Source organism: Flavobacterium sp. (assembly GCF_965277525.1).
Classification (GTDB): Bacteria; Bacteroidota; Bacteroidia; order Flavobacteriales; family Flavobacteriaceae; genus Flavobacterium.
The window spans coordinates 517,817-530,765 of sequence record NZ_CBDIDC010000005.1 but is presented as its reverse complement, the minus strand read 5'-3'; the positions used below and the strand labels follow the sequence as shown (position 1 = coordinate 530,765).

Sequence of the window (12,949 nt, the reverse complement as noted above, 5' to 3'; positions counted from 1 at the left end):
TTAATTATTGATGTATTTTAATAGATTCTTCATGAATAGCGGAGTGTTCTCCTTTTTTAAGTTTCTATACAGAAGGTAGAAATCATTTATTTTTCTTTTGCTATTTGGAAATACGGCGAGGATTTCTTTTTTATCATTAATCGGTTGAAATTTGTTTTCTTTTAATAGTATAAATTCATGTTTAGGTATGAATTCTATCAAATCAACTTCTTCTTTATTGTTTTTTTTCTTCTCTTTATAGTACTTTATATAGAGAATCATGTTGTTTCCTACCAAAACTTCTTCATAATACCCTTTTCTAAAAGGGCTTGAATTTAGGGTTTTAAGGTTAACAAAATTTTCAGTTCCTATTTTAAAAGAGCTGACATTGTTTTTAATAAGATTGATTTTTGTGGTGTTGGATTCGCCATAAGGTTTTACAACCAGTTCATCATTATAAGTATCATAGTTTAAGAGTAGATCAAAGTAATCCTGATCGTTATAACGAATGCTCCCTCTTTTAAAATCCTCAGAAATATAATAACGATTGTGATTGCTGATGGTTCTGTCAAAATTTAAATGAGCTGGTCCATTTTCAAAATCCAGTGCTTCTACACCCAGATTTTTATCAAACCAATTGTAGGCAGCGATTTCATTGCTGGTTTGGCAATAAGTAGTATAAGTATTCAATAATATTCCAAATAGAATAAGATAAAGGGACTTTTTTTGAATTTTTTTCAAAGGATTGGTTATTTTGAATGTTTTTGGTTATAGCTTTTCAAAAATATCAAAAAAATGTTAATAATTGCTTTATTGTTGTTAAAATTTGTTATTTTTTAGTTGAATGTGAATTTTTAATTAAATATGGTTTGATTTAAAAATGAAAAAACACCCAGACTTAAAAATAAGTTGAAGTGTTTTTATTGAAAAAAGGGCAAGTTTTTTTATTCAGATAAATCATCGTAGACATCCAGCATATTATCGAATATTTTTTTTAGCGATTTGATATAAAGGGGAAATGCAATCACTAATAAGATATATTCCTTTCTTGGAACAGTGACATCATCGAGAATTTCATATAAACTCGGAATAATTAACGTTAGAGAAACAGCAATACCAACCCAGGGATTATTTTTTATTTTTTTTAGAAGAGATAAAACTTTCATGTCTGGTGGTGTATTTAATACGATTCTCATTTATGGTTTTACATTTGGGGTTTCTGGGTATAAAAGTAAATTTGATTTTTTCGTTTGAAATAAAAAATGTCATGAAAGCCCTTTTTCATGTCATGAAATTTTCAAAAGCCCTGATGGCGGGCAATATTTCGTTGAAACAAAAAAATCCTCCCGGAATGGAGAGGATTTGTATGGGGATTATTTTTTGATTTTTAGTTTAAGACAAAATGTTCATTTTTTTGATAAAGTCTTTATAAGTATCACTTAGATTTATTTTATGATCGCCTTTTAGAATAATAAGGTTGTCTGCCAGAATAATTTCTTCAATTTTATCCGTATTTACGATTGTATTTCGATGTGTTTTTACGAACTTATTTTTATCTAATAAATCACTTATTTTGGTCAGTGAGATTTGAATTACGAATTTTTCCTGCTGAGTGATGATGTTGCAATAGCGTTCTTCGACTTCAATATAAAGAATGTCGTTGATGGCTACTTTTTTTAAGGAGTTTTTCTTCTTTATAAATAAATAATCATGGCTAATGACAGTGTCTTGTCCTTCGCTCATAAAGACATTGGCTTGAGCGTAGAATTTCTCGACGGCCATTTCGATGGCGTAAAGAATCTCCAGTTCATTAAAAGGTTTCATTAAAAAACTAAATGGCTTGGTGAGTTTTGCCCTTTCAAAAATTTGGCGATCCTGCGAACTGGTCAAAAACACAAAAGGTTTTGAGGCGTTTGGGATTATGTTGATAGATTCAGCAAAAGTAATTCCGTCTGGTTTTCCGTCCAGAAAAACATCGATAATAATTACATCTGTAGTCTTTTCGTAAAAAAGCTTTAAGGCATCTGTAAAGTTCTTAGCAACGCCTACAATATTGTAATTGTTGTCAAGTAAAACCTTGGCAAGCGCATCACTTTGTTCAAGAGTATCTTCTATGATTAAAACATTAATATTATCCATTTTTTCTTGTTTTTGGGGAGCAAGTATGTATGTGGTATTTTTTAATGAAGTAAAGTAAAGAATTATTATAGAAATAAGAATTGTTAAAAAAGTATTTTTTAAGAGTATTTATTTAAAATAAAGATGTAACTGTTAATTTTTTGATGAAAATCTAGAGGGGTTTATTTGTTTTATATAATATAGGAGAGGAAAATCCTAATCTTTTTTTTGTATAAAAGATTAGGATCTTGTAAGATTAAATTATCTTCTAGATTTAGAGGGAATAAAAATTAGTGAAGTGCTTGTTGATTAAGTTCCAACACTTGTTTTTGTACCTCTAGATGTTTTTGGATCTTCTCCTCCTGCAATAGTTTGTAATTGTTTTCTGGAAAGAGGAGTGAAGTTTTTTAGCGCTGAAGTGTTTGCTGTTTGTATTGCTTTGTTTTTCATGGTATTTTATTTTTTAGTTATAGAAATAAAAATAAAAATAAACAAAAAAAGAATACAAGTATAAAAATAATGTAGGATAATTTAGACTGAAATGAATCTATTGGTTTTATTAATAGCGTGTTGTATAAAAGAGGGGGATTTTTTTACTAAAAATTAATACAGATTTAATTTTATGAGAATACAGAGCTGTCACAACTTTTAAGACTGCCCCGTTCTTATAATTATTTAATGAAAACTGAACTTTTTACTTTTTATACCGGTTTGTCATTCCGTAGGAATGTTTCATCGGTAGAAAAACAGTAGTCAATCACGTTTACGTTCCGTAGGAACGTTTGATATGTTAGATTGTTTTAAAAAAAAATGATGTTGTAAAAGCAAACGTTCCTACGGAACGTAAAATAACGATAACAATGTAGTGTTCTGCCAATGAAATGTTCCTGTGGAACAAAAGAAAAAACAGAAGAGATTGTCTTTTTAAGCAACCTCTGTAATGGTGCTTAATTTAAAAAAAAAAGTTTTAAATCATTGCATGGATTTTTAAACAATCGTTTTCGGGAAACTTAAGATCATTTTAGTTCCTTTATTGATCTCACTTTCTATAGTTAATGTTCCGCTATTTTTTTTGATCATTTGTTTGCACAGTTGCAAACCTAAACCGGTTCCTATAATTTCAGAACCACTTTTTTTAGCTAAAAGTTCACCTTCTTGCAAGAGTTCTTTAATCGTGCTTTCGTTCATTCCTATTCCGTTATCCTCAATTATAAGATCACAGAAATCAGGGGTAGTTTCTTGCGTATAAAAACTTATTTTACCCTTTTCGTTAGAAAATTTAATAGCATTGTCTAATAAATTGCGAAGTACAATTTTTAGTGAATCGAGATCTGCATAAATAAAAATATTCTTCGAAACCGAATTCTCAAAAGTAATTGCTTTGTCCAGAAGTAAAGGTTTGTAATTGTATTCGATTTGTTGTACGATAGAATATAAATGAATAGATTCCTTATGAAAATACAGTTGTTTGGTTTGTAGCATTGCCCAATGCAGTAAATTGTCTAATAAGCTATACGCTCCGTTGGCAATCGTACTGTTCTGGATGATAAGTTGATGTAGCTCATCATAATTTTTGGTTTCGAGCGTTGCTGATAATTTAGCATTGCTTGTTTTTAAGGCATTTACAGAAGATCTTAAATCATGACTTACTATTGAGAATAGCTGATCTTTAGTAGCATTAAGTTCGTCAAGTTTATTTTTCTGTAGTAAAATAGTTTTCGCATTTTTTACTTTCTGACCGTAGAGATAAACTCCCCCGGTTAAAATTAATAATAATCCTATTGCGATAAAAAAGAAGCCATTGCGTTGAGTGTTTTTAAGCTCGTTCTCAACTTGAAGAACTTTAATTTGTTTTTGTTTTTGTGTAACCGCAAATTTTTTCTCAAAATCAGCGACAGCCCAAATTTTGTTTTGGTTGTTAAGAGAATCTGTCCATTGAGCGGATTCCTTTCTATAGACTAGAGCTTTTTTATAATTACCTCTATTCTCTTCTATCACTGCCATATTGAATGCTGTGTTTTCTTTAACCTTAAAATCTTTTATGTTTTTAGATAACGTGTACGCCTTTTTAAAATAGTATATAGCTTGTGTGTCTTTGTATTGTAAATAATAAAGATTTGCAATATTTATGTAAGATCGGATGACACTTTTTGTGACTTGCTTGGGGTTAGTAAGTTCATCTTTTTTAAAATAAGACTCTGCCTTAGTATATTGTTTTAAATATAAAAAGCAGATTCCAATGGATGTGTATATATCAGCTATTTCACTTTCATCATTATGATCTAATATTTGCTCCTCAGCCTTCAGAAAAAAAACAATTGCTTTTTCGAATTTTTTTTCAAAATAAAACAATATTCCAATATTATTATCTACTAGATAATAATATTGGAAAGATTTGTTTATTAGGCCAAATTCAATACGTGCTTGTTTGTAGAGTCCTTTCATCATTAATGAATAGCCTCTAAAATAATGACAATATTGTCTTGTTTCTATATCAGCATTAGAATTTAGTTGCTTCATAGAATACACTAATGTAGAGTCCCACTCTTTTTTAAAAAAAAATTCTTGAGCTTTATTAAAATTAATTTCGCTTTTTGATGAAGTTGCTTTTTTTTGAATTGCAATCTCAAAATAATTCATTTTTTTTTCTTTTTGTGAAAAAACCATTAGGGGTAAAAACAGAAACAGTAAGAGAAGATTTTGTATTTTTTGAATCATTATGATATTTTATAAAATCACTAAAAATGTGGTTGTATAAATGATTTATGATTGTTGATTTTAAAATGATTAAATATTTTCTATAAAATGATAATCATTTATTTAAAAAATCAGATATAAAATAATAGGAGTACTTAGGTACTTATTTTCTATTAAACCCCTATACTTGTCTTTGTGCCTCTTGATGTTGTAGGATCATCTCCATCTCCCCCGCCAACAACAGTTGTTGAAGGTGTATATTTTAAGTAAGTGATAACTTCTGTGATATCTCCAACAGTGTCTGAGGTATAGTCTGTTTCGATGTAATAGACGTTATAAGTCTCTGGAGAGATCTCGTCCCATTCGTAGTCGTAATAAATTGTTAGAATACCATCTTCCTCTGTTGTTCTTTGTACTGTAGGTTTTTCTGTTCCTTTAGAATTGATATATATCGTAGCACAGGTTTTTAAGATTTGTACTCCATTTTTGTAATAAAAGTTTGCCGAAGCCAGCGGAGGAATTGGAAAAGTTATATTTTGTTTGTCTTTAAATATAAAATCTTCGGAGTTGATTTTAGTAATCTGGATAACTTGATCGTCCATAATAGGGTTTTTAGGGTTAATATTTTTATTTTTGGTAGGCTAAAGGTATTTTTTTTCTTTGAATAAACGGTAAAAGTAATGTTGTTTTTTTTAACTTATTTTGATTATTTTTTGTTAAAGCAAGCAATTTGTTCGTTCTTTTTGTTAAAAGGATTGTATTGTTTGAAAAAAAAACGAAAAACCCCAATTCAACTAAATGAATTGGGGTTTTCTATGAATAAACCTTTAGTAAACTAAGATCTGATTACTCTTTTTTCTCCTCACGTGGAGGTCTTGGTAAAAGTGCTTTTCTTGACACCTTTTCTTTTCTTGTTTTAGGATCCAATCCTAAGTATTTCACCTTAAATACGTCGCCCATGTTAACTACGTCTGTAACGTTTTCAGTACGTTCCCAGGCTAACTCAGATACGTGCAATAAAACTTCGTTTCCAGGTGCAGCAGTATATTCTACTACAGCTCCAAAATCAAGCATTTTAATTACTTTAACTTCATAAGCTTCGCCCATTTGAGGTTTGAAAGTAATAGATTGGATTTTTGCCAATACTGCTTCAATTCCTGCAGGATCTGTACCTAAGATTTCGATAACACCTTCTTCGTTTACTTCGTTGATCACGATAGTGGTTCCGGTAGCTTTTTGTAATTCCTGAATTACTTTTCCACCAGGTCCAATCAATGCTCCAATAAAGTTTCCAGGAATAGTTCTGGTGATGATTTTTGGAGAATGCGCTTTAACGTCTGCATTTGGTTTCGCAAGAGTTTCAAGTAATTTTCCTAAAATATGCAAACGTCCATCACGAGCCTGAGCCAAAGCCTGCTCCATGATTTCGTATTTCAATCCGTCAATTTTGATGTCCATTTGACAAGCTGTAATACCTTCTGAAGTTCCGGTTACTTTAAAGTCCATATCTCCTAAGTGATCTTCATCACCTAAAATATCAGATAAAACTGCAAAACGATCACCATCAGTAATCAATCCCATAGCGATTCCAGAAACTGGACGAATCATTTGAATACCAGCATCCATCAAAGCTAATGTTCCGGCACATACTGTAGCCATAGAAGATGAACCATTTGATTCTAATACTTCAGAAACAACTCTGATCGTATAAGGATTTTCAGCAGGAATCATGTTTTTCAATGCTCTTTGTGCAAGATTTCCGTGACCAACTTCTCTTCTTGAAGTTCCTCTTAACGGACGAGCTTCTCCTGTAGAGAAAGGAGGGAAGTTATAATGCAAATAAAATTTTTCTTCTCCTTGTTCAGATGGTGAATCAATTTGGTTTGCTTCTCTTGATGTTCCTAAAGTTGCAGTTGTCAAAGCTTGAGTTTCTCCACGTGTAAACAATGCAGAACCGTGTACAGATGGTAAATAATCTACTTCACACCAGATAGGTCTGATTTCTGTAGTTTTTCTTCCGTCAAGACGAGTTCCTAAATCTAAAGTTACATTACGAACAGCTTCTTTATTGGTTTTGTAGAAGTATTTAGCAACTAAATCTCCATTTTCTGCCAATTCTTCTTCTGTAAATAAGGCTTTTACTTCTTCTTTTACAGCATCAAATGCAGCAGAACGTTCGTGTTTAGCTGAACCAACTTTTGCAATGTTGTAAATTTTATCATAAGCTGCTGCTTTTACTTTTGCGTAAATAGCATCGTCTGTTTTTTCAGTTTCGTAAGTACGTACTTCTTTTTTACCAAAAGCAATTGCTAATCTTTCCTGAGCAGCAATTTGTACTTTAATATGTTCGTGAGCAAATTTAATTGCTTCTAACATTTCAGCTTCTGAGATTTCTTTCATTTCTCCTTCTACCATTGCGATAGAATCAGTCGAAGCTCCAATCATCATATCAATATCTGATAATTCTAATTGTGCACGAGATGGATTGATGATAAATTTACCGTCAATTCTTCCAACTCTTGCTTCAGAAATTAAAGTTTCAAAAGGAATGTCAGACAAAGCAAGTGCTGCCGAAGCGGCTAATCCTGCTAATGCATCCGGCATCACTTCTTCGTCATGAGACATTAACTGAATCATAACCTGAACTTCTGCGTGATAATCACTTGGGAAAAGCGGACGTAAAACACGGTCTACTAATCTCATTGTTAATACTTCGCTATCGCTGGGGCGAGCTTCTCTTTTGAAGAAACCACCTGGAAAACGACCTGCTGCTGCAAATTTTTCGCGGTAATCTACCGTTAACGGTAAAAAGTCAATACCCGGACTTGCTTTTCTTGATGATACAACTGTTCCTAAAATAACAGTTTTACCAATTCTTACTACTACAGAACCATCAGCTTGTTTGGCCAAACGTCCTGTCTCGATTGTGATGCTTCTGCCATCACCTAAATCGATACTTTCTACAAATAATTGTGGAATCATAATTCTTTCTTATTGGTTATACAATGGGTTTTAGTTGTGTTGTAGTTGTTGTGTGTAGTTGTTGTTTATTCTAAAACCCAATGAAAAACCAAACTTTTTTTCTTTTTAAAAATGCTTGTAATATATATAATCTGTAAAAACAAAAAGAGGCACTTTCGCACCTCTTTTCTATATTGATTATTTTCTGATATTCAATACTTTGATAATCTCACGATATCTGTTGATCTCTTTCTTTTTCAAGTAATCAAGCAACGATCTCCTTTTACCTACTAATAGTACTAGAGAACGCTCAGTATTATAATCATGACGATTTTTTTTCAAGTGCTCTGTTAAGTGACTAATTCTGTAAGTAAACAATGCGATTTGAGCTTCTGCTTTTCCAGTGTTTGTTGCTTCACCGTGTTGTGCAAAAATCTCTTCTTTTTTCTCTTTAGTTAAATACATTCCAATATTATTTAATGATTTTTATGTATGTCGTACATCTTTTGTAAGACGGTGCAAAATTAGTACTTTTTTTTTGAAAAAATAAATTTATAGAATGAAAAAATTAAAGATTTAGCAATTTAGGCTAAAAAGATTCTTTATAGAGAGCTTTGAAGCTTTAATTTTTTAGAATAATTTGGCAACTTCCTGATTTACAAATTCTAAAAACCTTTCGTCTTCTTCTGTAAAAGGATCGATAACGTGACTGTCAATATCAATTTGACCAATATTTACGCCATTTACAAATAAAGGAACTACGATTTCAGACTTTACTGTAAAACTACAAGCGATATAGTTGTCCTGAGCGGCAACATCCGGCACCACAAAATTAGCATTACTTTCAGCTACCTGTCCGCAAATTCCTTTTCCAAACGGAATTACGGTATGATCCGTTTCAGCACCAACATACGGGCCTAAGTGTAAAGTTTTAGCCTCATGATTGGCGAAATAGAAACCCACCCAGTTGTAATAGTCAATTTCGGCATTTAAAAGTTGGCAAATCGATAATAATTTTTCGTCTCTAAGAGTATTAGTGTCAGCTACAATAGCGCTTATTTTTGGTTGTAATTCCTGAAATGTCATGATGTAAAAATTTTATACAAAAGTATTTAAAGCTAATCTCAAAAAATACATAAATTTGAAAAAAATTTCACTTGAAAAAATACCTCGCACAATTTAAACCTTTCCTTATTTTTATAAGCACTTTTTTTGCTGCATATATCCTGCTTACATTAGTGTATAAAATTTATTTAAACACTTTTGAAGCAAATGATGTTGATGGAATAACCAATGTCGTGGGTAAAAATGTAGCGCAATTAATGAATTTGTTTCATTGTGATATCAAAATTCATAAAAGTGTTACCGATTCCTGGTTAGAGGTTTGGTACAATAAAAAATACAGTGTCCGAATTGTTGAAGGATGTAATGCGGTAAGTGTTATTATTTTGTTTATTTCTTTTGTGCTCGCTTTTTCCGGAAAACTGAAAACAACACTCCTGTATATTTTATTTGGTATCTTGTTCGTTTATGTTCTCAATGTGGTTCGGATTGCCTTATTGATTGTTCTCTTGTTTTATTTCCCGGAGTACAATCATTTTTTACATGGTACTTTCTTTCCGTTGATTATTTACGGAGCCGTTTTTATTTTATGGATTATATGGGTTAATAAATTTTCGAAATATGCTAAATAAATTACTCGAACATAAATTTAAAGTTCTGATTGCAGTTCTTGTTGTATTTTGTTTTGGGGTTATACGATCTTTTGAGAGTAAAATATTTTATGATCCTTTTTTGATTTATTTTGATTCTGATTTTAAAGATTCACCTTTTCCTCCGGTAGATTCTTTTAAGCTTTTTTGCGGATTATTGCTGCGTTATTTGTTGAATGCCGTATTGTCGTTACTCCTTATTTATACCTTGTTTCAAAATATTGAAATATTGAAATTCAGTGTGTTTTTATACGGATTTTTTTTAATCCTGCTTTTGTCGATGTTTGCGATAATTATTAAGTATTTCCAGGATTGGGGATGGCTTCTTTTTTATGTGAGAAGATTTATTATTCAGCCCATATTTGTGTTGCTGTTTATTCCTGCATTTTATTACCAGCAGCAAAATCTTAAAAAATAATAGTCCATTAGATTTTTTAAAGTCTTTTTAGTTAATTTTGCACTATGAATTTAAAAAAGTGCACCGGACTATTTTTAGCGTTCCTATTGTTGGTTTCCAACATTGGGTTTGCTTTTTATGTGCATTATTGCGGAGGTGAAATTGCTTCTGTTTCATTAAATACTTCTGTTTCTGTATCACCGGAAAAAAAATGTTGTGGAGCATCTGAAAAGAAATCTTCTTGTTGTAAGGACAAATTAGTTCATTTTGAGAAAAAATCTGATGATGCAACGCTTAAGTTTTTCTTTTTTCAATTTGCTTTTCCGGCCGTAATTCAGGAATTCAGACCAATTGCTTTTTTGTCTGTTCCAAATTTCAAAAGCAATCAGATCATTTCGTATTATTCTGATGCGAATGCACCACCTTTATTTAAATTATACAGCCAGTATATTTTTTATTCCTGATTTTAATGTTTAGAGTCAAGCCATCTTTTGGTTTGTACCGTGTTGCTTCTTTTATTTCTTGTTTTAAGAAATTTTGATACAAGCAGCCTTTCTATTTAACATTAAAATCTTTTTTATGAAAAATAATATCATGCTTTTGGGTATGGTTTTGCTTTCTGTGTCTGCTTTTTCGCAAGAGAATTTAGAGGAAGTAAAAATCGCCAAAAAGCAAAAAGGAATTAAAAAATCCTATACGCTTACCGCCAATACAACTGTTATTACAAGCAAGGAATTGCTAAAAGCTGCTTGTTGCAATCTGGCTGAAAGTTTTGAAACCAATCCTTCTATCGATGTGAACTTTTCGGATGCTTTAACAGGAACAAAGCAAATAAAAATGCTCGGTTTAACAAGTCCTTATTTAATGATTACCGAAGAAAATATTCCTTCAGTCCGTGGAGCTTCTCAGGCTTATGGTTTGTCGTTTACACCCGGAACATGGATTGAGAGTGTTCAAATCACTAAAGGTGCAGGAAGTGTTGTCAATGGTTACGAAAGCATTTCAGGACAAATCAATACGGAACTTTTAAAACCATTAAGCGACATTCCGTTCTTTCTGAATGTTTATGGTTCTACCGATGCACGTTTTGAGGTAAATACGCACTTCAATAAAAAACTGTCCGATAAATGGGCAACCAGTTTGTTTGTTCACGGAAATGCCCGTGTTGCAAAAAATGATATGAATGACGACGGCTTTTTAGATAATCCGTTAGGAAAGCAGATCAATGTCCTGAACCGTTATCAGTATTACAACCCTGAAAGTGGTCTGGTGAGTTTTATCAATTTTAGGTACATGAATGATAAAAAACAAACCGGAGAAGTCGATTTTGACAAAGACAGAGATCGCGGAACAACAAATCATTGGGGATCAGAAATCCATACAGAGCGTTTTGATGTCTCTACAAAAATTGGCTACGTTTTTAAAGATATGCCTTATCAGAGTATTGGATTTCAGAATGCGTTTAATAGTCACAATCAAAACTCTTATTTTGGTTTGAATTTATATGATATTAAGCAGAATAGTTTTTATTCTAATTTAATATTCAATTCGATTATCAATAACACGAAACATAAATTTTCAACAGGTTTAAATTTTACATACGATCAATATCAGGAATTCGTGAATGTAAATGACTATAGTAGAATTGATAACTCTGTTGGGGCATTTTTTGAATATACGTATGATAATAATGATAACTTCAGTTTAATTTTAGGAGGGAGAGTTGACAATCATAATCGTTTGGGCTTTTTCGTAACGCCTCGTTTGCATATGAGGTATAATCCCTGGAAAGATGGAGTGCTTCGTTTTTCTGCCGGAAGAGGAAAGCGTTCAGCGAATATTTTTGCTGAGAATCAGCAGCTTTTTGCTAGTTCAAGAACGTTTGAGATCTTAGATACCAACGGAAAAATTTATGGACTGAATCCGGAAATTGCCTGGAATTATGGGGTGAGTTTTTCTCAGAAATTTAAACTTTTCAATAAAAATGCCGAAGTTGCATTTGATTTCTATCGTACCGATTTTCAGAATCAGGCTGTCGTAGATTTGATGCAGAGTCCGCAGGAAGTTTCGTTCTATAATTTAAGAGGAAGTTCTTTTGCGAATAGTTTTCAGTTTGAATTTAATTATGAGCTGATTCATAATTTCAATTTAAGAACAGCATACAAGTATTATAATATCCAAACGGATTATTTAACGGGTACTTTTCAACGTCCGTTGCAGGCCAAACATCGTTTTTTGGGAAATCTGGAATATGAAACCAGCCTGAATGATGGCAAACAATGGAAATTTGATTATACTTTTAACTGGTCCGGAAAACAACAATTGCCTTACACGGCATCGAATCCTGTCGACGATCAGTTTTCTGATTTTTCACCTTCTTATGCTGTAATGAATGTTCAGGTTACCAGAGTGATTTCACCGGTTTTAGAAGTATATGCTGGAGGAGAAAACATTGGGAATTACAAACAACAAAAAGCAATTTTAGGAGCTAATGACCCTTTTGGTCCTAACTTTGATGCTTCTATTGCGTATGCTCCAATTTTTGGACAAATGTATTATGCGGGTTTACGATTTAAAATAAAATAAAAAATTCAATATTAATTTCAATAACAATAAATAATAAAAAAATGAACAAGATAGTTTTAATCGCATTAGTAACTTTTTTAGGATTTTCAGCTCAGGCGCAAACTAAGAAAAATAAGAATTTAAAATACACCACTGAGGTAAATGGCAATTGTGAGCAATGCAAAAAGCGAATCGAAAAAGCAGCTTTTTCTGTTCCTGGAGTAAAATCGGCTTCCTGGGATATTAGCACACATCAGTTAGTGGTGATTTTAAACGAAGAGAAATCATCGACAGTAGATTTAAATAATGCTGTAGCTAAAGTAGGGCATGATACTAAGGATGTTAAAGCAACAGAAGCAGATTATGATAATTTACATTCTTGTTGTAAGTATGTAAGAGAATAATGATCTTGAGAGCCCAAGTTTATACTTGGGCTTTTTAATAGTTAATTTATCTTTAAAATCTAGCAATTTATTGGTGTTGAAGCAAATTATTGTTAATTTCACGAACTTATAAATAT

The 12,949-nt window shown here is 31.8% G+C and carries 14 protein-coding genes; 5 read left to right on the top strand and 9 right to left on the bottom strand.

Annotated elements, in window-relative coordinates:
• From ACQY44_RS10605 to ACQY44_RS10565, 9 genes are all read right to left on the bottom strand, one after another.
• Positions 1–720 (bottom strand): hypothetical protein, encoded by a 720-nt coding sequence (locus ACQY44_RS10605; protein ID WP_428230328.1) that lies wholly within the window; start codon positions 718–720, stop codon positions 1–3.
• A 203-nt stretch (positions 721–923) separates the two neighbouring features.
• Positions 924–1,175 carry a hypothetical protein gene (locus tag ACQY44_RS10600; protein ID WP_428230327.1) on the bottom strand — a complete coding sequence of 84 codons (252 nt, stop codon included), beginning with the start codon at positions 1,173–1,175 and terminating at the stop codon, positions 924–926.
• Between the two features lie 196 nt (positions 1,176–1,371).
• Positions 1,372–2,118: a LytR/AlgR family response regulator transcription factor gene (locus tag ACQY44_RS10595; protein ID WP_428230326.1), complete on the bottom strand. Its 747-nt coding sequence runs from the start codon at positions 2,116–2,118 to the stop codon at positions 1,372–1,374.
• A gap of 288 nt (positions 2,119–2,406) precedes the next feature.
• Positions 2,407–2,547 (bottom strand): hypothetical protein, encoded by a 141-nt coding sequence (locus ACQY44_RS10590; protein WP_428230325.1) that lies wholly within the window; start codon positions 2,545–2,547, stop codon positions 2,407–2,409.
• A gap of 537 nt (positions 2,548–3,084) precedes the next feature.
• Positions 3,085–4,737, bottom strand: a complete 1,653-nt coding sequence (locus ACQY44_RS10585) for a tetratricopeptide repeat-containing sensor histidine kinase (RefSeq protein ID WP_428230324.1) — start codon at positions 4,735–4,737, stop codon at positions 3,085–3,087.
• 230 nt (positions 4,738–4,967) lie between these two features.
• Positions 4,968–5,396, bottom strand: coding sequence for a hypothetical protein (locus tag ACQY44_RS10580; protein ID WP_428230323.1), 429 nt, complete (start codon positions 5,394–5,396; stop codon positions 4,968–4,970).
• 244 nt (positions 5,397–5,640) lie between these two features.
• Positions 5,641–7,776, bottom strand: coding sequence for a polyribonucleotide nucleotidyltransferase (locus tag ACQY44_RS10575; RefSeq protein WP_428230322.1), 2,136 nt, complete (start codon positions 7,774–7,776; stop codon positions 5,641–5,643).
• A 177-nt stretch (positions 7,777–7,953) separates the two neighbouring features.
• Entirely contained in the window at positions 7,954–8,220 is a 267-nt protein-coding gene (gene rpsO / locus ACQY44_RS10570; RefSeq protein ID WP_041516556.1) for a 30S ribosomal protein S15, read from the bottom strand.
• Between the two features lie 165 nt (positions 8,221–8,385).
• Positions 8,386–8,841 (bottom strand): GAF domain-containing protein, encoded by a 456-nt coding sequence (locus ACQY44_RS10565; RefSeq protein ID WP_428230321.1) that lies wholly within the window; start codon positions 8,839–8,841, stop codon positions 8,386–8,388.
• A gap of 71 nt (positions 8,842–8,912) precedes the next feature.
• Between ACQY44_RS10565 and xrtF the strand changes: the two genes are divergently transcribed.
• From xrtF to ACQY44_RS10540, 5 genes are all read left to right on the top strand, one after another.
• Positions 8,913–9,449 (top strand): exosortase family protein XrtF, encoded by a 537-nt coding sequence (gene xrtF, locus ACQY44_RS10560; RefSeq protein WP_428230320.1) that lies wholly within the window; start codon positions 8,913–8,915, stop codon positions 9,447–9,449.
• A complete protein-coding gene (locus ACQY44_RS10555; RefSeq protein ID WP_428230319.1) occupies positions 9,439–9,885 on the top strand; it encodes an exosortase F system-associated membrane protein in 447 nt (148 codons plus the stop codon). The genes xrtF and ACQY44_RS10555 overlap by 11 nt, the downstream gene beginning before the upstream one ends.
• 44 nt (positions 9,886–9,929) lie before the next feature.
• Positions 9,930–10,328: an HYC_CC_PP family protein gene (locus tag ACQY44_RS10550; protein ID WP_428230318.1), complete on the top strand. Its 399-nt coding sequence runs from the start codon at positions 9,930–9,932 to the stop codon at positions 10,326–10,328.
• Positions 10,329–10,443: 115 nt separating this feature from the next.
• Positions 10,444–12,450, top strand: coding sequence for a TonB-dependent receptor plug domain-containing protein (locus ACQY44_RS10545; protein WP_428230317.1), 2,007 nt, complete (start codon positions 10,444–10,446; stop codon positions 12,448–12,450).
• 41 nt (positions 12,451–12,491) lie between these two features.
• Positions 12,492–12,833, top strand: a complete 342-nt coding sequence (locus ACQY44_RS10540; protein ID WP_428230316.1) for a heavy-metal-associated domain-containing protein — start codon at positions 12,492–12,494, stop codon at positions 12,831–12,833.
• The last annotated feature ends 116 nt before the right edge of the window (positions 12,834–12,949 follow it).